Annotated in this window: 16 protein-coding genes and 1 pseudogene; 6 read left to right on the top strand and 11 right to left on the bottom strand. The window is 72.2% G+C overall.

Features of this window, described 5'->3' with window-relative positions:
- Positions 1-8: 8 nt before the first annotated feature.
- From glgB to ACFV88_RS18460, 3 genes and pseudogenes are all read left to right on the top strand, one after another.
- A complete protein-coding gene (gene glgB, locus ACFV88_RS18470; protein ID WP_385492366.1) occupies positions 9-2612 on the top strand; it encodes a 1,4-alpha-glucan branching enzyme in 2604 nt (867 codons plus the stop codon).
- Positions 2613-2705: 93 nt separating this feature from the next.
- Positions 2706-3614, top strand: coding sequence for an aminoglycoside phosphotransferase family protein (locus tag ACFV88_RS18465; protein ID WP_385492364.1), 909 nt, complete (start codon positions 2706-2708; stop codon positions 3612-3614).
- 27 nt (positions 3615-3641) lie between these two features.
- Positions 3642-4127: pseudogene (locus ACFV88_RS18460) on the top strand (NAD-dependent epimerase); the annotation flags it as partial.
- 55 nt (positions 4128-4182) lie between these two features.
- On the opposite strand, the gene ACFV88_RS18455 reads toward ACFV88_RS18460, so the two are convergent.
- The 3 genes from ACFV88_RS18455 to ACFV88_RS18445 form a co-directional block, all read right to left on the bottom strand.
- Positions 4183-4707: an SMI1/KNR4 family protein gene (locus ACFV88_RS18455; protein WP_385492361.1), complete on the bottom strand. Its 525-nt coding sequence runs from the start codon at positions 4705-4707 to the stop codon at positions 4183-4185.
- 128 nt (positions 4708-4835) lie between these two features.
- Positions 4836-6014, bottom strand: a complete 1179-nt coding sequence (locus tag ACFV88_RS18450; protein WP_385492358.1) for a helix-turn-helix domain-containing protein — start codon at positions 6012-6014, stop codon at positions 4836-4838.
- Between the two features lie 37 nt (positions 6015-6051).
- On the bottom strand, positions 6052-6957 hold the full coding sequence (locus ACFV88_RS18445; RefSeq protein ID WP_385492355.1) for a helix-turn-helix domain-containing protein: 906 nt from the start codon (positions 6955-6957) through the stop codon (positions 6052-6054).
- 337 nt (positions 6958-7294) lie between these two features.
- Between ACFV88_RS18445 and ACFV88_RS18440 the strand changes: the two genes are divergently transcribed.
- Complete coding sequence (locus ACFV88_RS18440) at positions 7295-7957, top strand: ATP-binding protein (protein WP_385492352.1); 663 nt, start codon at positions 7295-7297, stop codon at positions 7955-7957.
- Complete coding sequence (locus tag ACFV88_RS18435) at positions 7954-8103, top strand: hypothetical protein (RefSeq protein ID WP_385492349.1); 150 nt, start codon at positions 7954-7956, stop codon at positions 8101-8103. The genes ACFV88_RS18440 and ACFV88_RS18435 overlap by 4 nt, the downstream gene beginning before the upstream one ends.
- A gap of 30 nt (positions 8104-8133) precedes the next feature.
- Here ACFV88_RS18435 and ACFV88_RS18430 read toward each other — a convergent pair whose 3' ends face one another.
- The 7 genes from ACFV88_RS18430 to ACFV88_RS18400 all read right to left on the bottom strand — a co-directional run bounded on the left by ACFV88_RS18430 (position 8134) and on the right by ACFV88_RS18400 (position 16121).
- On the bottom strand, positions 8134-10392 hold the full coding sequence (locus tag ACFV88_RS18430) for a HelD family protein (RefSeq protein WP_385492347.1): 2259 nt from the start codon (positions 10390-10392) through the stop codon (positions 8134-8136).
- 461 nt (positions 10393-10853) lie between these two features.
- Entirely contained in the window at positions 10854-11645 is a 792-nt protein-coding gene (locus ACFV88_RS18425) for a VOC family protein (protein WP_385492344.1), read from the bottom strand.
- Between the two features lie 127 nt (positions 11646-11772).
- The gene (trxA, locus tag ACFV88_RS18420) at positions 11773-12105 is read right to left on the bottom strand and encodes a thioredoxin (RefSeq protein WP_385492341.1); all 333 of its coding nucleotides are present in this window, start codon (positions 12103-12105) and stop codon (positions 11773-11775) included.
- A complete protein-coding gene (locus ACFV88_RS18415; protein ID WP_385492338.1) occupies positions 12102-12560 on the bottom strand; it encodes a MerR family transcriptional regulator in 459 nt (152 codons plus the stop codon). Before ACFV88_RS18415 ends, trxA begins: the two co-directional genes overlap by 4 nt.
- A gap of 174 nt (positions 12561-12734) precedes the next feature.
- On the bottom strand, positions 12735-13613 hold the full coding sequence (locus tag ACFV88_RS18410; protein ID WP_385492335.1) for an NAD(P)-dependent oxidoreductase: 879 nt from the start codon (positions 13611-13613) through the stop codon (positions 12735-12737).
- 145 nt (positions 13614-13758) lie between these two features.
- A complete protein-coding gene (locus tag ACFV88_RS18405) occupies positions 13759-14436 on the bottom strand; it encodes a response regulator (protein ID WP_385492332.1) in 678 nt (225 codons plus the stop codon).
- Positions 14433-16121, bottom strand: a complete 1689-nt coding sequence (locus ACFV88_RS18400) for an ATP-binding protein (protein WP_385492329.1) — start codon at positions 16119-16121, stop codon at positions 14433-14435. Before ACFV88_RS18400 ends, ACFV88_RS18405 begins: the two co-directional genes overlap by 4 nt.
- A 238-nt stretch (positions 16122-16359) precedes the next feature.
- Between ACFV88_RS18400 and ACFV88_RS18395 the strand changes: the two genes are divergently transcribed.
- The gene (locus tag ACFV88_RS18395; protein WP_385492326.1) at positions 16360-17733 is read left to right on the top strand and encodes a cation:dicarboxylate symporter family transporter; all 1374 of its coding nucleotides are present in this window, start codon (positions 16360-16362) and stop codon (positions 17731-17733) included.
- Positions 17734-18340: 607 nt separating this feature from the next.
- Here ACFV88_RS18395 and ACFV88_RS18390 read toward each other — a convergent pair.
- Positions 18341-21121, bottom strand: coding sequence for a BTAD domain-containing putative transcriptional regulator (locus ACFV88_RS18390; protein WP_385492323.1), 2781 nt, complete (start codon positions 21119-21121; stop codon positions 18341-18343).
- Between the last annotated feature and the right edge of the window lie 30 nt (positions 21122-21151).

Raw genomic sequence — 21151 nt, 5'->3', positions numbered from 1 at the left:
GGCACCCCGTGACCCGTCGTCCCCCCACCAGCGAACCGTCCGACACGCCCCGCACCGCACCGGTGGCCGCACCGGTTGCCGCACCGGTGGCGCCGGTGGCCCCGCCGCACCGCACCGCACCGGCCGCCGCCCAGACGCCCGCCCCGCGCGGGACGCCGGCGAAGCCCCCCGGCCGGGGGCGCACCACCCGGACCTCGGACCGGGAGGCCGTGCCGAAGCGCAAGCCCGCGGCCGGAGCACCGAAGTCCGCGACCTCGGCGCCGAAGGAACCCAAGGCACCGAAGGCGGCGAAGGGCCCGGCGCGCACGGGGGCGGCCCGGGCCCGGGGACGCACCGCCGCCGCGGTCCCGCCGCCGGCCCCCGAGGTCGACCCCGTACCCGCCCCCGACCCCGTACCGGCGCCCGAGCCGGCGCACGACCCGGTGCCCGTGGGCGCGCAGGACCGGGGGCGGCTGCTGAGCGGCACCCACCACGACCCGCACGCGGTGCTCGGCGCGCACCCCGTCGCGGGGGGCACGGCCGTACGGGTGCTGCGGCCGTACGCCCTCGGGGTCACCCTGGTCTCGGACGGCCGGCGGCTGGCACTGCGCGACGACGGCGACGGCTTCTTCAGCGCTCTGCTGCCCGCGCCCGGCGTGCCCGCCTACCGGCTGCGGATCGCCTACCAGGGCGCCGAGGTGGAGACGGTCGACCCCTATGCACTGCTGCCCTCGCTCGGCGACTTCGACCTGCACCTGATCGGCGAGGGGCGGCACGAGGAACTGTGGACGGCGCTGGGGGCGCGTCCGCTGACCCACCAGGGCACCGCGGGCACCCGGTTCACGGTGTGGGCGCCCAATGCGCGCGGGGTCAGGGTCATCGGCGCGTTCAACCACTGGAACGGCACCTCCCACCCGATGCGGTCGCTGGGGTCCAGCGGGGTGTGGGAACTGTTCGTGCCGGGCATCGGCGAGGGCGAACTGTACAAGTTCGAGATCGCCCGGCCCGACGGTTCGCTGACCCAGCGGGCCGACCCGATGGCCCGCTACGCCGAGGTGCCCCCCGCGAACGCCTCGGTCGTGCACGTCTCGCGCCACGAGTGGCGGGACGCCGAGTGGCTGGCCCGCCGCGCCACACCGGCCGTGCACGAGGCCCCCTTCTCCGTCTACGAAGTCCACCTCTCCTCCTGGCGCCCCGGCCTGACGTACCGTCAACTCGCCGAGCAGCTCCCCGCGTACGTCAGTGAACTCGGCTTCACCCACGTCGAACTGATGCCGCTCGCCGAGCACCCGTTCGGCGGCTCGTGGGGCTACCAGGTCACCGGCTTCTACGCGCCGACCTCCCGGATGGGCACCCCGGACGACTTCAAGTACCTGGTCGACGCGCTGCACCGGGCGGGCATCGGGGTACTGATGGACTGGGTGCCCGCGCACTTCCCCCGGGACGACTGGGCCCTGGCCGAGTTCGACGGACGCCCGCTGTACGAACACCCGGACCCGGCGCGGGCCGCGCATCCCGACTGGGGCACCCTGGAGTTCGACTACGGCCGGCGCGAGGTCCGCAACTTCCTGGTCGCCAACGCGGTCTACTGGTGCCAGGAGTTCCACATCGACGGGCTGCGCGTGGACGCGGTCGCCTCCATGCTGTACCTCGACTACTCGCGCGAGTACGGCCAGTGGTCCCCCAACGAGTACGGGGGCCGGGAGAACCTGGATGCGGTGGCGTTCCTCCAGGAACTGAACGCGACCGTGTACCGCAAGGTGCCGGGGGTCGTGACGATCGCGGAGGAGTCCACCGCCTGGGACGGCGTCACCCGGCCCACGCACCTGGTCGGCGCGGACGGCTTCGGCGGCCTCGGCTTCGGCCTGAAGTGGAACATGGGCTGGATGCACGACTCCCTCGCCTACGTCGCCCACGAGCCGGTGCACCGCAAGTACCACCACCACGAGATGACGTTCTCGATGGTGTACGCGTACAGCGAGAACTACGTGCTTCCGATCTCCCACGACGAGGTGGTGCACGGCAAACGGTCCCTGGTGTCCAAGATGCCGGGCGACTGGTGGCAACAGCGGGCCGGACACCGCGGCTACCTCGGTTTCATGTGGGCGCACCCGGGCAAACAACTCCTCTTCATGGGGCAGGAGTTCGCCCAGGGTGCGGAGTGGTCACAGGCGCACGGCCCCGACTGGTGGCTGCTCGACCCCTCGTACGCGGCCGAGCCCGACCACCGGGGCGTACGGGACCTCGTACGGGACCTGAACGCGGCGTACCGCGAGGCGCCCGCCCTGTGGCAGCGGGACACGGACCCGGCGGGCTTCGCCTGGGTGGCCGCGGACTGCGCGGAGACCGCGGAGGACAACGTCCTCGCGTTCCTGCGCTTCGACGCGGAGGGCGAACCGCTGCTCGCGGTCTGCAACTTCTCGCCGGTCGTCCGCCACGGCTACCGACTCGGCGTCCCCGACTCCGTCCCCGCCTGGCGCGAGGTCCTCAACACGGACGCCGAACGGTACGGGGGCAGTGGCGTCGGCACGCCCGGTCCGGTGCGACCGCAGCGGCAGGGGGCCCACGGCCGGCCGGTGAGCCTGGAACTCACGCTCCCGCCGCTGGCCACGGTCTGGCTCCGCCCGGCCTGAGCGGCCGACGCGGCCGTACGTCCCGGGCACACGGAGGAGGTTCTCCGAAAAGAGTTTGACCCCCGTCGGCTGCCAACGGTCGGATGGCGTGCCATGAGCACAGGGCCGATGCACCCCGGCATGCACCCCATCGACGACGACCTCGTACGGCGGCTGGTCGCCGGGCAGTTCCCGCAGTGGGCGGGGCTGCCGGTCGAGCGGTACCCGTCCGGGGGCACGGTCAACGCCATGTACCGGCTGGGTGGTGACATGGTCGTACGGTTGCCGCTGGTGCACGGCGGAGCCGACGACGTGGTGAGGGAGCGCACGTGGCTGCCCCGGCTCGCGCCCCACCTGCCCACGCGCGTTCCCGAGGTGCTCGGGAGCGGGGTGCCCGCCGAGGGGTACCCGTGGCCGTGGTCGGTGTACCGGTGGCTGACCGGCGAACGTCCCGAGGCGGGGAACGTGAGCGCACCGCTGCAACTGGCCGAGGACCTGGCCGCGTTCGTGGCAGCGGTGTGGAGCGTCACCCTGCCGGGTGCGCCACGGGCCCACCGCGGCGGACCGCTCGCCTCGCTCGACGCGGAGACCCGGACGGCGATCGAGGAGCTGCGCGGAATCCCGCAGGAAGGCATCGACTGCGATGCCGCCACCGCCGTGTGGGAGGAGGCGTTGCGGACCCCGGGCGGAGACGGCCCGCCGGTGTGGCTGCACGCCGATCTCATGCCGGGCAACCTGCTGGTGCACGGCGGCAGGCTGACCGCGGTCATCGACTTCGGGTGCCTGGGGGTGGGCGATCCGGCCTGCGACCTGTTCCCGGCGTGGAACTTGCTGCCGGCCGGTGCGCGGGAGGTCTTCCGCGAGGCGCTCGGTGTGGACGACGCGACCTGGCTCCGCGGCCGGGCCCGGACGCTCTCGCAGGCGCTGATCGCCCTGCCCTACTACCGGGACACCAACCGGGCGATGGCCCACAATGCCCGGCACGTGATCGGAACGGTGTTGGGTGAGAGTGGCGGCCGGTAGGACCAGCCGCTGCTCGCGGTGTGCGACTTCTCGCCGCTCGTCCGCCACGGCTACCGACTCGGTGTCCCCGCCAGCCGGGTCGTACCGCCACTACTGCGCGGCCGTGCGGTGTCCGTCCTCGGGGACCCGGACACCCCGCACAGCTGGACCTACCTGCCCGACGTGGCGCGGGCCCTGGTGCGGGTCGCGGACGACGAACGGGCGTGGGGTCGCCCCTGGCACGTGCCCACGGAGCCCGCGCGGTCCGCCCGGGGGATGGTCGACCTGCTCGCCGCCCGGGCGGGTACGGGGCCCGTCGCGGTACGCCGGACCCCACCGGCCCTCCTGAAGCTCGCCGGCCTCTTCTCCCCGCTGGTCCGCGAACTGGGCGAGATCCGCTACCAGTTCGACCGCCCGTTCGTGATCGGCTCCCACGCGTACGAGGCGACGTTCGCGGAACGCGCCACGCCCATCGAGGTCCAGGTGGACGCGACGGTGACTTGGTGGCGCGAGCGGCTGGCGGCCCGCCGCTGACGTTCCCGGCCCGACGTGCCACGGGTGCGCACGGGTTTCGCCTGCGGACCTCGGCTCAGCTCACACGCTCGTAGAACGGCCCCTCTGGCGCGAGGTCACGAGAACACAGCGTCACGTCCTCGCCTCTGAGGTACGCCAGCAACCATTCTCCGAACGTCATCTCGTGGAGGTCCCAGCCGGGGCTGTCGAACTCCTGGACCAGGACGCGCCAGGGCGACGAGGGGCCGTCGGGAACGCGGAGGAAGATCCATTCCCCCGTCATGGCCGTCGCCATCGGCATCAACTCACCGGGGTTCGGCCCCACCGGGCTCGGCAGGTACTCGGCCAGGTCCGCTGCACGCCACGCCTTGAGCTCGTCCCTGACGTACTCCCTCAAGTTGCGCAGGGGAAAGCTGGCCGGGTGGTCCAGATACAGCTGCGTGTTGACCGTGATGGAACCGTAGGCGTCCATGACCTCACGGAAGTCCTCAGGGAACGCGACTCCGAACTCCCGCTCCATTTCCTTCCACGGAGCCGGATCGGTCCAGTTGAACCGGGGTTCACCCAACAAGGCTCGTATCTCTGAGAATGTTGCCGTCACTGTTCCTCTTTCGGCGCGTCGAGCCGACGTCGACCTCGGAGTCGATCGCAGTACGTGGCTGGCGACTCTCCTGAGCCGAAAGGGTACGCCGACGCCCCGCACGGAGCCGCGTGGCTCAACCGGCCCGGTCAGAAGTGGATTTCGGCGAGCTTCGCCAGTCGGGTCAACCGCGGGTTGCTCCGCTTGTGGCGGCTGGTCAGTACGCGCAGCACCTCCTGGGAGGTGGGGTGCACCCTGGCCAGTTGCGGGGCCAGGACCCAGGCCTGCTCCAGGTGTTCCAGGGCCCTGTCCCGATCGCCCAACGTCACGTGCGACCGGGCGATGTTCATGTGCAGGGGGCTGGTACGGGTGGCGGGCAGGGTGATGCCCCTCCGCCGCCGCTCCAGCTCAGCCATGATCGAGACGGCGTCCTCGTGTCGGTTGAGGTCTCCCGAGGTCGCGATCACGTGCACGGCGGTGTTCTCGGGGCCGAAGTGGATGCCGTAGCGGTTCATCTCGCCGTCGAACCGCTCGGCGAGGTCCCATGCCTTGGCGATGTGACTGTCCGCGGCACGCCGGTCCTTCGCCCGACCCGCCAGGGTCAGCCCGCGCAGATGGAGCATCCCCAACGCGTACGCACGTTCCTGCCCGGTCGCCACGCCCTCCACGTGGGAGATCGCCCGCTCGACCACCGCCAGGCCGTCACCGAAGTCCCCGTGGTTCAGATGGACGCCCGCTTCGTCGCGGGCCGCGATGGCCAGGCTCATCGGGTCCGCCTGCTGCGCCGCGATCTTCTGCTTGGTCACCGCCAGGTCCGCGAGGACCATCCAGCGGTGCCGGGCCGCCAGCCAGTACACCGCCGAGTACGCCTGGGCGACCATGGCCCAGGATTCCACGGTCCCTGTGGTGTGGGCGTGCGTCTGCACTCCGGAGACGAGGGCCGGCAGCTTCGCGAGGACTTCGGCAAGGTTGGCGTCCCCGCGCAGGGTCACCATGTGCGCGAGGTCCCGCTTCAGCTCCGCCTCGGTGATCTCTCGACCGCCCGGCAGGTCGAAGCGTCGCACCGCCGTGTGTAGTGCCTTCAGTGAACCCTCCGCATCACGCGGGACCGGGGCGCGGCCCAGCACCTCTTCGAGGGGGATGCCCAGCGCCCGCGCGACGGACGCGGCCGTCCCCTCCATCAGCGCGCGTTCCCCGTGTTCCACCTGGCGGAGTCGGCCCTTGCTCACCCCGGAGGCGGCGGCGAGGCGGTCCCGCCCCCAGCCACGGGCCCTCCGAAGCCGAGCGACGTTCGCTCCCGGCCCGGGTACCTCAATGGTCGATCCCATGCGCCGTCCTCGGTGTCGGCATGCTGGTTCCGTGCGTTCAGCCCCGGGTCATGGTGACGCTCGGTTTCGCATGGCTCCTCGCCGCGGCTGCGAGGAGGTGTTGTGTCGCCTGCTCATCGAGCGCTGCGGCCCAGATGCCCGCCCACGCGGCCTCGTACCGCTCCACGTCTACCGCCCGGTCGAAGTAGCGCCCTCCGACGTACCCATCGGCGTAGACAACCGTCGGTTCCGTGTCGGTGCCGTCCGCCGCGGGTCGAAACCGCTGCATCATGAACGGCCCGGTGACGACCCCTGGATGGGGCCCAGCCGTGAACGGCACGACGCGCAGCGAGATGTGCGACAGGCCCGACATGTAGACGAGATGGGCGAGCTGCCTGGCCATCGCTTCCGGACCGCCGACCGGATAGCGAACAGCAGTTTCGGACAAGGCCACCCGCAGGGGCGTCGGGTCCGTGGCACGCGTGAGGATCGCCTGGCGCTCCATCCGCAGACGGACCCGTCCGGCCAGGTCGTCCTCAGCGATCGCGGGGTAGTGAGCGCAGATGATCGCGCGGGCGTAGTCCCGAGTCTGGAGGAGGCCCGGGACAAGGTCGCTCTCATACGTGGCGAGGTCGTGCGCTGCCTCTTCGAGCCCCGTGTAGGCGTTTCCCAACACGGCGATGCGGTTGGGTGAGTGCCATCCCGCGCACGACTTCGCTTCCGTCGCGAGGTCCATCAACGTCTGCGTCAGGTCCGCCGGAGCGCCGTACGTCATACACATGGCTTGTACGTCCAGAGCCCGGAGTGTCGTATGGCCCGTCTCGATACGCCACATCTTGGTTTCCGACCAGTCGAGCTTGGTCGCCGCGGATCGCACCGTCAGACGGGCCCGGCCACGCAACGTACGCAGATTGCGTCCGAGTTGACGGCGTAGCACCGCTGATCCGGTGTGCCCTTCGGTCATTCCCGTCCCCTCCGTGGGCTTGAGCGCGATGAGCACCCTTCATTCACGATGAAAGACTTTGCCTGACCTCCTCGCAAGAGGGGTCATCAGTTCGAACCTCATAAGGCGTTGCTCGGCGGCAAGACCTTGCCCCACCACCTGCGGAGTGTGCAGCCTGGAAGACCGGCGATCGGACACCCGACCAGCTCATGTTGCGGGCTGTCGTGCGCTCAAGCGGGGCAGCGCTCTCGCTCCGTTCCGGTCGTCGTGTCACCGCACACGAAGCACCGCCCGAGGGGATCGCATGACCGATCGGCGCACCGGCCCGGCTCACTCATCGGCTTCCGACCCACCTCCCGTGCTGCTGTTGCACGGGAACCCCAGATCCGCCCGCGCCGCGCGGCGGTTCGCCCGCGAGCGGGTCGAGGCGTACGCACCCGTGGCCGAGGAGCACGTGGACGCCGTCGTGCTGGTGGTGAGCGAGTTGGTGACGAACGCCGTTCGGTACGGGTGCGGGCCCGCGGAGGTGGTGCGGCTCGTCGTCGACGGGGACGAGCAGCGGACCCGGGTGGAGGTGCACGACTCGGGGCACGGCACCCCGCACGTCCGGCGGGAGGACTCGCTCGATGACCACGGACGGGGGCTGGTCATCCTCGACCAGCTCTGCCCGGCCACCTGGGGCGTCATCGTCACGGCGGCCGGAAAGGTGGTGTGGGCCGAGGTGCCGCGGGGCGCGCGGGACGCGAAGCCCGCGGAGTCCGTGGCGGCGATCCTGGCCAGGGAGGTCGGCTTCCGGCCGCGGCGGACGACCCCCGCGCAGCGGGCCGCAGCCGCGAGCGAGCGGTTGCGGGAGGCTGCGCACGGGGTGGGGCTGACCCTGCACGGCCTGTCCGTGGTCGAGGACGGCTACCGGCCCCCGGTGATCGACCTCGGCTGGTGCAACGTCCACGCGGCCGGAGTGGTCGCGAAGGCGCTCGCCGCCTGGGGCGCACCGCCCGTGCCGCCGGAGCACGGGTCGTGAGGACGCGATCGAGGCGGCGCGCCCGGCGCCGGGTGAGCGGGGACGGGGCGTTCTGGGGCGGCATCCTGCTGCTCACCGTGTGGGGCACGCTGATGGTGCTCGCCGTGTGGCTGATCGTCGAGGGGGCGCGCCTGCGGGACGGGTGAGGGCCCGCCCGTCCCGCAGGACGCGGTGCGTCAGCGCGCGGACGCGGCCGGGAGCCAGGGCAGGGGGTGGCGGCCCGTGTGGATCAGGCCCAGGGACTGGGTGGCGCGGGTCATCGCCACGTACAGGTCGCTGGTGCGGTACTCCCCCGGTTCGACCACGATCACCGTGTCGAATTCGAGGCCCTTGGACTGGCGCGGGTCCAGCAGGACGACCCGCCGGGTGAGGTCGGGTTCCCCGCCCGCCGTGACGTCCGGCAGTTCCGCGGCGAGCGCGGGGTGCAGGGCGCGGGGTGCGATCACCGCGAGGCGCCCCTCGGCGGGTAGTTCCTCCCGTACGGCGTGCGCGAGGGTCGTCGCAAGGGCGTGCTCCGTGGTCGCGCGGACCCAGGGGCGGGTGCCGGCCGTGCGGACCGACTTCGGGGGCTCGAAGCCGGGTCGGTCCGCGCGCAGGACCTCCGCCGCGAGGTCCATGATCTCCACCGGGGTGCGGTAGTTGACGTCGAGGACGGTGTGCTCCCAACGGTCCTGCACGTACGGGGCGAGGGCCCGTTCCCAGGAACCGACGCCCGCCTCGTCGGCGGTCTGCGCCGGGTCCCCGACCAGGGTCATGGAACGGGTGGGCGAGCGGCGCATCAGCAGCCGCCACGCCATCGCGGACAGTTCCTGCGCCTCGTCCACGATGATGTGTCCGAAGGCCCAGGTGCGGTCGGCGGCGGCGCGTTCGGCGGCGCTGCGGTGGTCCTCCTCGTCGTGCCGTTCGGCCATCCGCTCGGCGTCGATGATGTCGTGCGCGCCGAGCACCTCGGACTCCTCGTCGTCCTTGTCCTCGAACTCGTAGGTGCGGGAGGCGTACGCCACGTCCAGGACGCCCTGGGCGAAGGCGATCCGGTCCAGCCGTTCCCGTTCGGCGGCGGAGCGGGCCGCGCGGTCGTCCTCGCCGAGGAGTTCGGCGACCTCGTCGAGGAGCGGCACGTCGGCGGGGGTCCAGTCGGGGGTCGTGCTCGGGGCCCGGCGGATCGCGGCGGCGTCCTCGGGGGCGAGGTGCGTGGGGTCGGCGAGGAATTCGGTGACGAGGCGCTCGGGGCTGAGCCGGGGCCACAGTTCCTCGATCGCGGCGTGCACCTCGGGGTTGGCGCCGATCTCGTCGCGGATCTGGGTGAGGTCGGAGCGGTCGAGCAGGTTGGAACCGTCGTACGGGTCGGTGCCGATGCGTTCGGCGACCATGTCGGTGAGGGTGTTGACGAGGTGCCCCTCGAAGTGTTCGCGGGCCACGTTGTGCGGGAGGTTCAGGGCCCGGGTCCGCTCGCGGGCGACCCGGACGAGGCCCGCGTCGAGGAGCAGCACGTCCCGGTCGTGCTCGATGGGGATCACCGGGTCGGGCAGGGCCTGCCGGTCGGCGACCACGGCCGCGAGCACCCGGGCCATGTCGGCGTCGCCCTTCACCTCGACGGCTCGCGGGGTGTCGGTGCCGGTGGCGCGGACGCCCGGGTACAGCTCGCCGACGGTCGCGAGGAGCACGCCGGTCTCCCCGAGCGAGGGCAGCACCTCGCCGATGTAGCGGAGGAACGCCGGGTTGGGTCCGACGATCAGGACGGCCCGGCGGGCGAGGAGTTCGCGGTACTCGTAGAGGAGGTAGGCGGCGCGGTGCAGGGCGACGGCGGTCTTGCCGGTTCCGGGGCCGCCCTCGATGACCAGGACGCCCCGGTGCGGGGCCCGGATGACGCGGTCCTGTTCGGCCTGGATGGTGCGGACGATGTCTCCCATGCGGCCGGTGCGGGCCGTGTTCAGCGCGGCGAGCAGCACGGTGTCGCCGGTGGGGTCCTCGTGGCCGGTGCGGGTGGCGTCGTCCAGGTCGAGGATCTCGTCGTGCAGGGCGGTGACCGTGCGGTCCTCGTAGGTCAGGTGGCGGCGGCGACGCAGACCGAGGGGGGTGTGACCGGTGGCGAGGTAGAAGGGGCGGGCGACGGGGGCGCGCCAGTCGACGAGGACGGGCACGAGCTCACCGGTGCCGGGGTCCTCGTCGCGCACTCCGATCCGTCCGATGTGGTGGACGGCGCCGGAGGTGAGGTCGATCCGTCCGAAGCACAGGGAGCCTTCGACGGCGTTCAGCGCGGCCAGGTACCCCGACCGCTCGTGGAGCAGGACGTCCCGTTCGACCCGGGCCTGGAGGCCGTTGCCCACCGGGGTGAGGGCGCCCGTGACCGATGACTCGGCGTGTCCGCGCAGCCGGTCGACGCGCTCGTGGAGTCCGTCGATGAATTCCTGTTCCGCCCGCAGTTCCCGATCCATGGGCTTTCCGCCGTTCTGGCCTGCCGTTCGAAGCTCGTCCGTTCGCCGTGTATTCGCTGCCATGTCCCTGCTTGACAATTCCGCTCCCGCCCGGATAAGCTCTGCTTAGTAAGATTTCTCGTGGCATTTATAAGTGGTCACGAATTCTTGAATGTATACGCAGCAATCCCCTAGGCACAAGATGCCTGGGGGATTTTTTGTGCGGGGATTTTCCGTGGCGTTCTGTTGAGCGTGCCTGGTATCGGGACCGGTGTGCCCCGATAGGGGCGCGGGGAACTGCGCGAATCCGGAGCGCACCCGCCCGGGGACGCGCACGCGCAGCGGAACGCACCCGATCAGGGGCGCGGGGAACTGCGCAACGGCACAGCGCAGCCTCGCCGGACCACGCACGCGCAGCGCAACGCACTGCGCCTACGCAGACCCGGCCGTGGAGACGTACACGAGTACGGTGACCGCGCGGGTCAGCCCGCGGGCTGCATCACGCCGAAGTGCGCGCCCCAGGGGTCGACCAGGCCGGCCATCTCGCCCCACGGGGTGCTCGTGGGCTCCACGACGACCGTCCCGCCGCCCGCGGTGTGCGTGGCGACCGTCGAGCCGAGGTCGGCCACGGCGAAGGTCGTCATCCAGTGCGCGGGCACCTCCGGCGGGAACCGTTGTTCCATGGCGCCGATGCCGCCCACCGGACGGTCGGGCTGCGCCGGGGTGAACAGCCCCAGGTACTCGCCGGGGGCCTCCACCATCGGCCGGGCTTCGAGCCCCAGCGCCGCGTGGTAGAAGGCGGCGGCGGCCGGGAGGTCGCGGGTGTTGCAGTCGCACCAGATCACCGAGCCCGGCTCGTTGACCCGGCCGGCGCCCACGAAGTCGCGGTGCCCCCACACCCCGAACACGGCACCCGTCGAATCGGACGCCACCAGCATCCGACCGAGGGTCCCCACGTCGTCGGGGCCGAACAGCAGCGCACCGCCCGCGTCGGTGATCCGGCGGGCGGTCGTGTCGGCGTCGTCGCTCGCCAGGTACGTCGTCCAGACGTGCGGCGGTTCCGGTTGTCCCTCGGGAGCCATGGCGGGGCCGATTCCGGCGACCGCGCGGCCGTCCTTCTCCATCACCGCGTAGCCACCGAATTCGGGTGGGCCGACCTCACCGCTCCAGCCGAAGAGCCGACCGTAGAACTCCATCGCGGCGGTCTGGTCCTGCGCCATCAGCCCCACCCAGCACGGGGTGCCGGGGGCATAGGGTTCATTGATCTCGGGCATGTCTCGGGCCCTCCAGAACACGGGACGTGCGCGGCACCGTGACGGTGCCGCGATGTCACCCCCGTCCTCACTCTGGCACGAGGTCGGGCCCTTGTCCTTTCGGGACGCCCCCCGGCGTCCCGACTCCTCAGACCACGCCCTCGAGCTCCGTCAGCAGACGCCGCTTGGAACGGGCGCCCACCACCGACCACACCCGCTCACCACGGTCGAACACCATCAGCGTCGGCATGGACATCACCCCGTACTGGAGGGTGGTCACCGGATTGGTGTCCACGTCGATCTGGACGACCGTCATCCGGTCCGCCTCCTCGGCGGCGATCTCCGCGAGCACCGGGGCGATCTGGCGGCACGGCGGGCACCAGTCCGCAGTGAACTCCACCAGTACCGGCCGCTGTGAGGCCAACACCACGTCCGCGAAGTCCGCGTCCGTCACCGCTGCCAATCCTTCGGTCCTGATCATGTCTGTCCGTCCTCCGGTCCGACTCGGCCCGTTCCCACGGGGAACACGGCGCACCCGGGTTCCGGTCCACCCGGAACCAGCGCGGCGGTGCCCAGTGCGTCCCGGGCCCGCTCGGCACGGGCGAGCTGATCGCCCACCCGCTCCCTGACGGCCGCCAACTCGGCCATCAGGGCGTCGATCTCGGCGAGCTTGCGGCGGTACACGGCCAAGGACGCCGGGCAGTCGTCGCCCTCGGAGTGGCCGGCCCGCAGACAGTCCACGAACGGCCGGGTCTCCTCCAGGTCGAAGCCCGATTCCTGGAGCGTGCGGATCTGCCGCAACAACTTCAGGTCGTCCTCGTCGTAGACGCGGTGACCGTTCTCCCCGCGCCGCGCGGACAACAGTCCGCGGGCCTCGTAGTACCGCAGGGCGCGGGGGGTGGTCCCTGCCCGTGCCGCGAGTTCACCGATGCGCATGGCCGTGACGCTAGGCCCTGACGTTGACGTCATGACAAGGGCGTGTGCGGCAGGTCACCAACGGGTGGGCGGGCGTCGGGGGTCGCGGCACGGGGCCGGCGGTCTCCTGCGGCCCCGCCGTCGTCCCCGCCACGGCGGTGGCGCGGTCCGCGGGCACGACCCCCGTTCGGGCGCTCACCTCGGCGGGCGCACCGCCTCCACGGTGGCCGTCCAGCTCTCCTTGCCCCGGCCCTGGGCGAGCGCCCGTTGGGCGACGGCCCGGACGGCGTGCAGCACGCCCGTGTCCAGTCCGCGGTGCTCGGACACCTCCACCAGGTGGTCGACGGTGGCCGTCATCATCGCCAGGTTCGCCGCGTCACCGGCGTAGTCGCGGGCGGAGATCTCGTGCACCGCACCGGCGGTCATCAGCGGCATGATCCCGGTGATCGTGTCGAGGAAGGGCGCGATGTCCCCCGGTGCGACTCCCTCGGCCTCGGCCAGGGCGAAGGCGTGCACCATGCCCGAGATGCTGGCGTAGAAGTAGTCGAGCAGCGCCATGTCGTAGGCGGCGGCCCGGCCCGGCTCCTCGCCGACGTACTCGATGTTGCCGCCGAGCGCACCGAGGGCGTCCGCGTGGCGGTCGAAGAGGGCCCGGGGTCCGGAGTGGAACACCAGGCTGTCCGGTGTACCGATCACCTGGACCGGGACCATGATGGCGCCGTCCAGGTAGTCGATGCCCCGCTCGACCGCCCAAGCGGCGGTCTCCCGGGCCCGCTCGGGGGTGTCCGAGGTCAGGTTGACCAGGACGCGGCCGGCGAGGTCGTCGGCTATCTGCTCGTTGACGGCGGTCACCGCCTGGTGGTCCACCAGGCACATCACCACCAACTCGGAGGCGCGTACGGCCTCTTCGGCGGAGCCGGCTTCGGTCGCGCCCAGGGCGACCAGTTCGGCGGCCCGGCCCGGGGACCGGTTCCAGACGGTGGTGGGGTGCCCGGCGCGGACGAACGCGGTGGCGAGCGCGCGGCCCATCGCCCCGAGACCCAGTACGGTCACGGACGTCTTCTCGGCAGCCATGGGGTGCTTCCCTTCGGGAGGTTCGTGTGCGGTGCCTCCATGCTGGTCCGTCGCCAACTCCCCCACAAGTACCGACTTTTTCCTTCGATACGCACCTCCTGGTAAGCAACCGGCGCCGCCCGCCGGCCGGTTCGCCCCCGTCGCTTCAGTCGCCGCGGACCCAGCGGTAGTACAGCTCCGGCCGCCCCACCTGTCCGTACAGCGGGCTGCGGGTGGCGCGCCCGGTCGCGGCCAGGTGCTCCAGATAGCGCCGTGCGGTGATCCGGGAGATGCCGACCGTCTCGGCGGCCCCCGCGGCCGTCACCCCGTCCGCCGCGGACCGCAGGGTGTGGACGACCCGCTCCAGGGTCGGCGCGCTCAGGCCCTTGGGCAGTTCCGCGGGGGCGGGCGCCCGCAGTGCGGCCAGTGCCCGGTCCACCTCGTCCTGTCCGCTGGCCTCGCCCGCCGCCGTCCGGAACTCCGAGTACCGCACCAGCCGGTCGCGCAGGGTGGCGAAGGTGAAGGGCTTCAACACGTACTGGACCACCCCCAGCGAGACGCCCTCCCGCACCACCGCGAGGTCCCGGGCCGAGGTCACCGCGATCACGTCGGTGTGGTGCCCGGCCGCGCGCAGCGAACGCGCGAGCGCCAGCCCGTGGCCGTCCGGCAGGTACAGGTCCAACAGCAGCAGGTCGACGGGCTGCCGCTCCAGCGCCCGCCGGGCGTCGGCGGCCGTGTGGACCTTGCCGACCGCGGTGAAGCCGGGCACCCGCTGCACGTACAGCACATGGGCGTCCGCGGCGACGGGGTCGTCCTCGACGACCAGCACCCGGATGTCGGTCATCGGACCGCCCCCGCCGCGGCGGTGGCGTCGTGGCCCAGCGGCAGCGAGGCCGTGAACTCGGCGCCGCCCGACGGGGAAGCGCTCACCGTGAGGGTCCCCCCGTAACGGTGGACGGTCTGGCGGACCAGGGCGAGTCCGAGGCCCCGTCCGGGTACCCGGTCCGCCGAGGGCTTGGTGGTCCACCCCCGGTCGAAGATGGCCTCGGCGTGCGCCGGGTCCACGCCGGCGCCGGTGTCGCGGACCCGCAGCAGCAGCTCGCCGTCGGCGGCGCGGGCGGTGACGGTCACCCGGGCTTGCGGGGTGCCCTGGGCGGCGTCCACGGCGTTGTCGATGAGGTTGCCGAGCACGGTGACCAGGTCCCGGGCGGGCAACGAGGGCGGCAGCAGCCCGTCGTCGATCCGGCTGTCGGGCGAGACGAGCAGTTCGACGCCCCGCTCGTTGGCCCGGGCGGCCTTGCCGAGCAGCAGCGCCGCGAGCACCGGCTCCGCGACCGCCGCGACCACCTGGTCGGTGAGCGTCTGGGCCAGTTCGAGTTCGGCGGTGGCGAACTCGACGGCCTCCTCCACCCGCCCCAGCTCGATCAGCGAGACCACGGTGTGCAGCCGGTTGGCCGCCTCGTGGGCCTGGGACCGCAGGGCCTGGGTGAAGCCGCGTTCGGAGTCGAGCTCGCCCATCAGCGACTGGAGCTCGGTGTGGTCCCGCAAGGTCACCACGGTGCCGCGCTGCTCGCCGCTGGACACCGGTTGGGTGTTGACAACGAGCACCCGGTCCGCACTCAGGTGGAGTTCGTCGACCCGGGGCTCGGCGGAGAGCAGCGCCCCGGTGAGCGGGGGCGGCAGCCCGAGGTCGGCGACCGAACGGCCGACGGCGTCCGCACCGGTGCCGAGCAGTTCCCGCGCACCGTCGTTGAGGAGCGCGACCCTGCGCTGTCCGTCCAGCATCAACAGCCCCTCGCGCACCGCGTGCAGTGCGGCCTGGTGGTAGTCGTGCATGTGGCTCAGCTCCGCCGCGTTCATGTCGTGCGTACTGCGGCGCAGCCGTGCGTTGATCACGTACGTGCCGATGCCGCCGAGGACCAGCGCGCCCGCGGCGACCGCCAGCAGCGCGACCACCTGGTCGCGGACCCGGGCACTGATCCGGTCGACCGTGATGCCCGCACTGACCAGGGCGACGATCGGGCCGCCCGACGCACTCGCCCGGACCGGGGTGACCACCCGAACCGAGGGCCCCAGGGTGCCGGTGTGGGTCTCGGCGAAGGTCTCGCCGCGCAGCGCCGGTTCGATGTGGCCGAGGAACCGGCCGCCGATCCGGGCCTCGTTGGGGTGCGTCAAGCGGATGCCGTTCAGATCGATGATCGTCACGAAGTCGACGCCGGTGTCCTGCTGCGCGCGCACCGCGTACGGCTGGAGCGCGGCCGTGGGATCGGGTCCGCGCACCCCCTCCCGCACCGAGGGCGAGGCCGCGACCGCGCGGGCCGCCGCCTCGGCCTGGCGGCGGGCGGACTGTTCGGCCTGGTGGGCGTTGCTGAGGTACGTGAACAGCGCGCACCCCGCGACGACGACCGCGACCAGCACGGCCTGCATCGCGAACAGCTGACCGGCCAGGCTGCGCGGGTGGGGCACCCGGGACGGCCGGGGCAACCGGATGCGGGGCACGCGGGGCCGTGCGGTGCGGACGAGGGGCATGCTCCCAGTCTGCATCGTCCCGGGAGCCGCTACGGGCCCACGTGAACTCAATGAACGCAAGCGTGACGCCCCTCACAGGCTGGGAGATATTCACCGGGATTCAGCCGCCCAGAACGTGAGCCGCACGCACTGCGCGTCATCCCGCGACGTATCCCCCACGTGCGTCGCGGCCCCCGCGCGGGGCACCCGCAGAGTCCCGCGCCCGTCGACGAAGCCGCTGTTGTCGAGGAGGCACCCCGTGTCCGAAACCCCTGCCACCGCTCCGCCCGCCAAACGGGACCGCACCCACTACCTGTACGTCTTCGTGATCGTGGCCGTGGTCCTCGGCATCGCCGTGGGCTTCGCCGTCCCGGACTTCGCCAAGGAGCTGAAGCCGCTCGGCACCGGCTTCGTCGCACTGATCAAGATGATGATCTCGCCGATCATCTTCTGCACGATCGTGCTCGGCGTGGGTTCGGTCCGCAAGGCCGCGAAGATCGGCAAGGTGGGCGGTCTCGCGCTCGCCTACTTCATGGTCATGTCCGTGGCCGCGCTGGCGATCGGCCTGCTCGTCGGCAACATGCTGGACCCGGGCACCGGGATGGACCTCACCGACTCGGCGAAGGAGGTCGGCCACACCGCCGCCAAGGGCGCCAGCGAGGGCCCGGTGGACTTCCTGCTCGGGATCATCCCGGCCACCCTGGTCTCCGCCTTCACCGAGGGCGAGGTGCTCCAGACGCTGCTGGTCGCCCTGCTCGTCGGTTTCGCCCTCCAGGCCATGGGCCGCACCGGTGAGCCGGTGCTGCGCGGCATCGAGCACATCCAGCGGCTGGTCTTCCGGGTACTCGCGATGATCATGTGGGCGGCCCCCGTGGGCGCGTTCGGCGCGATCGCCGCGGTGATCGGGGAGACCGGGGTCGACGCGCTCAAGGCGCTCGCCACGATCATGCTCGGCTTCTACGTGACCTGTGCGCTGTTCGTGGTGATCGTGCTGGGTCTGCTGACCCGAATGGTCGCCGGCGTCAACATCTTCCAGCTCTTCCGCTACCTGGGTCGCGAGTTCCTGCTGATCCTGTCGACGTCCTCGTCCGAGTCGGCGCTGCCGCGGCTCATCGCCAAGATGGAGCACCTCGGGGTGAGCCGGCCCGTGGTGGGCATCACGGTGCCCACCGGGTACTCGTTCAACCTCGACGGCACGATGATCTACCTGACCATGGCCTCGCTGTTCATCGCCGACGCGATGGGCGAGCCGATGGGCATCGGACAGCAGATCGGGCTGCTGCTGTTCATGATGATCGCCTCGAAGGGCGCGGCGGGCGTGTCCGGCTCCGGCATCGCGGTGCTCGCGAGCGGGCTCCAGTCGCACAAGCCCGCGCTGGTCGACGGGGTCGGGCTCATCATCGGCATCGACCGGTTCATGAGCGAGGCGCGCGCCCTGACCAACTTCGCGGGCAATGCGGTGGCGACGCTGCTCATCGGGGTGTGGACCAAGGAGGTCGACCGGGAGCGGGTCACGAAGGTCCTCGCGGGTGAGTTGCCGTTCGACGAGCGGACGCTGCTCGATGAGGGGGACGGGGGGCCGTCGGGTGAGGGGGCGGTGCCGGTTCCGCGGGACGCGAAGGTTTCCGCGTAGCGGTTCTCCGGCTCCCTCGGGCCCCGGACGTGTTCCCTCTTCTTGTGGGGCGCGTGTCCGGGGCCCTTCCCGTTGCTCTGGGGGGGCGTCCTGCGGTACGTGTTCAACTGCGGGTGCGCTGCGGTTGCTCGCGCCGTTCCCCGCGCCCCTTCGGTGCGCTGTCCCGTGCGGGTGCGCTCCGCTGTTGCGCAGTTCCTCGCGCCCCTGATCGGGTGCGTCCCGCTGCGCGTACGCGGTCCTGCGCGGGTGCGTTCCGGATTTGCGCAGTTCCCCGCGCCCCTATCGGGGCACACCGGTCGGAAGGCACCCCGCCCGACGGGACGCCCCCGATAGGGGCGCGGGGAACTGCGCGAACCCTCAGCGCACCCCAGCTGGACCGCGCACGCCGAGCAGGACGCACCCAAGGGGGCGCGGGGAACGGCGCGGACGACCACTGCGCACCGCACAGGCACCACGCACGTGGAGCGGGGCGTACCCAAAGGGGCGCGGGGAACTGCGCGAACCCTCAGCGCACCCGAGCTGGACAGCGCACGCCGAGCAGGGCGTACCCAAGGGGGCGCGGGGAACTGCGCGGGCAACCACATCGCACCCGCGCTGGACGGACGGGCTAAGGAGCCCACCCCTTGGCCACCGCACGGACCAAGTGATGGCGAGCCGCCACCGGATCACCCCGGAGCCGCGCCGCAAGCCCCAGCCCGATCTCCGCACGGACCTCACCCCGGCCGTACGCCCGCTCCGCCGAAACGGACAACGCCCGCCCGTACAGCTCCGTGGCCCGCAGCGCGTGCCCACCCGCCAGCGCGGTCCGACCGAGCCAGGTCAACGCCTCGACCACCTCGGTCCACAGCCCGAGTTCCTCGGCCACCAGCAGACCTTCGCGGTGCAGCCGCTCCGTCCGCGCACGGTCCCCGTCGCGTTCGGCGACGAGCGCCAGCGACCGGGTGGCCCGCAGCTGCCCCCATCGGTCCCCGACCTCGTGGAACAGCGCCGCACCCAGCTCCGCGTACGACCCGCCGCGGGCCGGAGCACGGCCGGCGAGCTCGACCAGCGCCGCGGCCTCCCCCCACCGGTCACGGGCCGCGCGCGCACCGACCAAGCTCGCCTCCACCAGCCGCAGCCCCTCGTCCCGGCGGCCGTGACCGCTCAGGCCGGTGCCGATGAACCACTGCAACCGGGCCCGCAGCACCGGATCGTCGAGGCCGGCCGTCGGGTCCGCACCGGCCCACGCCGAGGTCGCGTCGGCCGAGGATGCGCGCAGGTCCATTCCGGTCAGCCAGGCCCGTGCCGTCAGACGTGCGGCCCCCGCGCTCTCGCCACCGGTGGCCAACGCGGCCTGGAGCGACCTGCGGGCCTCGGTGAGCCGCCCGCGCAGGAACCAATACCATGTCATCGCGTTCACCAGCCGCAGCGCGTGCCCGGCGGTGCCCTCGGCCGTCGCGAGGTCGAGGGCCCGACGCAGGTTGATCGTCTCCGCGTCCAGGAACTCCAGGCAGCCCCGCTGGTCCGGGCCGCGCAGCAGTTCGTCCTGCCGTTCGGCCAGCTCGGCGTAGCACCGTACGAACCGCGCGCGGACGGCCGCCGTCTCCCCCGCCTCGGCGAGCCGTTCGGCGCAGTACGCGGCCACCGATTCGAGCAGTCGGAACCGGCCCGCCTCACGGACCACCAGCGAACGGTCCACCAGCCGGGACAGCAGGTCGAAGACCCGGTCGGCGGGCAGGTCCCGGTCGGCGCACACGACCTCGGCGGACGGCAGGGTCCAGCCGTCGGCGTGCACGGCCAGCCGCCGCAGTACCGTCCGCTCGTCCGTGGTCAGCAGGTGCCAGCTCCAGTCGAGCATGGCCCGTAGCGTCTGCTGGCGGGCGGGCAGCCCGCGCGCCCGGACCTCGGGCGGGGCGAACCGGCCGTCCAGGGAGGCGGCGAGTTCGTCCGGGCTCAGCGTCCGCAGCCGGGAGGCCACGAGTTCCAGCGCGAGCGGAATGCCGTCCAGCCGGCGGCAGATGGCGGACACCGCCGCGGCGTTGTCCGCGTCCAGGACGAAGCCGGGGACCGCTGCCGCCGCCCGCTCCACGAACAGTTCGACGGCGCTGGACCGGGCGACCGCTCCCGGACCGGTGTCCTTGGGCAACGCCAGCGGAGGCACCGGGTGCACCACCTCGCCGGGGATGTCGAGCGCTTCCTGACTGGTGAGCAGCAGATGCCCCCCGGGGACCGTCGACAGTACGGCGCGGGCGAGCGCGGCGACCGGCTCCACCAGGTGCTCGCAGTTGTCCAGCAGGACGAGCAGCCGCTTGCCGGCCACCGCCCGGCAGAGCCAACCCACCAGGTCGTTCAGGTCCGGCTCGGAGGCCGCGGTGTCACACAGCCCGAGCGTCGTGATGACCCGTTCGGCGATGTCGTCGGAGGTCGACGCGGCCCCCAGACCGGCCAGTTCCACCAACCACACCCCGTCGGGGAACCGGTCGGTCATGTCGCGGGCCGCGGCGATGGCCAGTCGGGTCTTGCCGACCCCGCCGAGACCGGTGAGCGTGACCAGCCGGGTGGTCGGATGGGAACCGAGCCGGGCGCGCACCCGGTCGACCGCCTCCCGTCGGCCGATCAGCGAGGTCAGCGGTGTGGGCAGGTTGGTGCGGCACGACGGGGACTCGACGGTCGGCAGCGCGAGATGCGGTTCCTGGCGCAGGATCGCCTCGTGCAGCGCGGTGACCGCGGGCCCGGGCAACACGCCTAGTTCTGAGACTAGTTGCTGCCGCAGCTCCCGGAAGCTGCGCAAGGCGTCGCCCTGTTGCCCGGACCGGTAGAGCGCACGCATATGGGCCGTGCGCAGTCGTTCACGTAGCGGATGCCGGGCCACCAGTTCACCCAACTCCCCCGCCAGTACGGTGTGTTCGCCGAGAGTCAGCCGCACTTCGGCCTGGTCCTCCAGGACGGTCAGGCGCAGCGCCTCCAGTCGGGCGATCTCACTGCGGGCGAACAGCGACTCGGCGACGTCGGCGTAGGCCGGGCCCCGCCACAGGGCGAGCGCGTCGGCGAACAGGTCACCCCGCACCGCCGGTTCCCCGTGGGCGTGGGCGCGTTCCGCCAGTTCCTGGAACCGCTGCGCGTCGACCGCGTCGTCCGTGAGCAGCAGCCGGTAGCCGGCGGGTTCGCGGACCACCCGTTCGCGGCCGAGCACCCGGCGCAGTTGCGAGACCTTGGTGTGCAACGAGTTGACCGAACCGCCCGGTGGGTTGCCCGCCCAGAGGTCCTCGATGAGACGGTCCGCCGGCACCGGTGCGCCCCCGTGGACCAGCAGGTTCGCCAGCAGGGCCCGCACCTTCGCTTCGGGGACCCTGACCGGCAGCCCCTCGGCGTCCCAGACGGCCAGCGGGCCGAGCACCCCGTAGCGCATGGGCGCAGTGTATCGCCGGGGACCGTCAGA

It is taken from the genome of Streptomyces sp. NPDC059816 (genome assembly GCF_042732055.1).
In the GTDB taxonomy this organism is placed as follows: Bacteria; Actinomycetota; Actinomycetes; order Streptomycetales; family Streptomycetaceae; genus Streptomyces.
The sequence above is the reverse complement of the archived record's forward strand: the minus strand, read 5'-3'. Positions and strand labels throughout refer to the sequence as shown.

Excerpts from the sequence above, each read along its gene's own strand:
- ACFV88_RS18410 (WP_385492335.1), bottom strand. The coding sequence starts at position 13,613 with ATGGCTGCCGAGAAGACGTCCGTGACCGTACTGGGTCTCGGGGCGATG.
- ACFV88_RS18400 (WP_385492329.1), bottom strand. The coding sequence starts at position 16,121 with ATGCCCCTCGTCCGCACCGCACGGCCCCGCGTGCCCCGCATCCGGTTG.
- ACFV88_RS18425 (WP_385492344.1), bottom strand. The coding sequence starts at position 11,645 with ATGCCCGAGATCAATGAACCCTATGCCCCCGGCACCCCGTGCTGGGTG.
- ACFV88_RS18445 (WP_385492355.1), bottom strand. The coding sequence starts at position 6,957 with ATGACCGAAGGGCACACCGGATCAGCGGTGCTACGCCGTCAACTCGGA.
- ACFV88_RS18415 (WP_385492338.1), bottom strand. The coding sequence starts at position 12,560 with ATGCGCATCGGTGAACTCGCGGCACGGGCAGGGACCACCCCCCGCGCC.
- trxA (WP_385492341.1), bottom strand. The coding sequence starts at position 12,105 with ATGATCAGGACCGAAGGATTGGCAGCGGTGACGGACGCGGACTTCGCG.
- ACFV88_RS18390 (WP_385492323.1), bottom strand. The coding sequence starts at position 21,121 with ATGCGCTACGGGGTGCTCGGCCCGCTGGCCGTCTGGGACGCCGAGGGG.
- ACFV88_RS18430 (WP_385492347.1), bottom strand. The coding sequence starts at position 10,392 with ATGGATCGGGAACTGCGGGCGGAACAGGAATTCATCGACGGACTCCAC.
- ACFV88_RS18405 (WP_385492332.1), bottom strand. The coding sequence starts at position 14,436 with ATGACCGACATCCGGGTGCTGGTCGTCGAGGACGACCCCGTCGCCGCG.
- ACFV88_RS18450 (WP_385492358.1), bottom strand. The coding sequence starts at position 6,014 with ATGGGATCGACCATTGAGGTACCCGGGCCGGGAGCGAACGTCGCTCGG.
- ACFV88_RS18465 (WP_385492364.1), top strand. The coding sequence starts at position 2,706 with ATGAGCACAGGGCCGATGCACCCCGGCATGCACCCCATCGACGACGAC.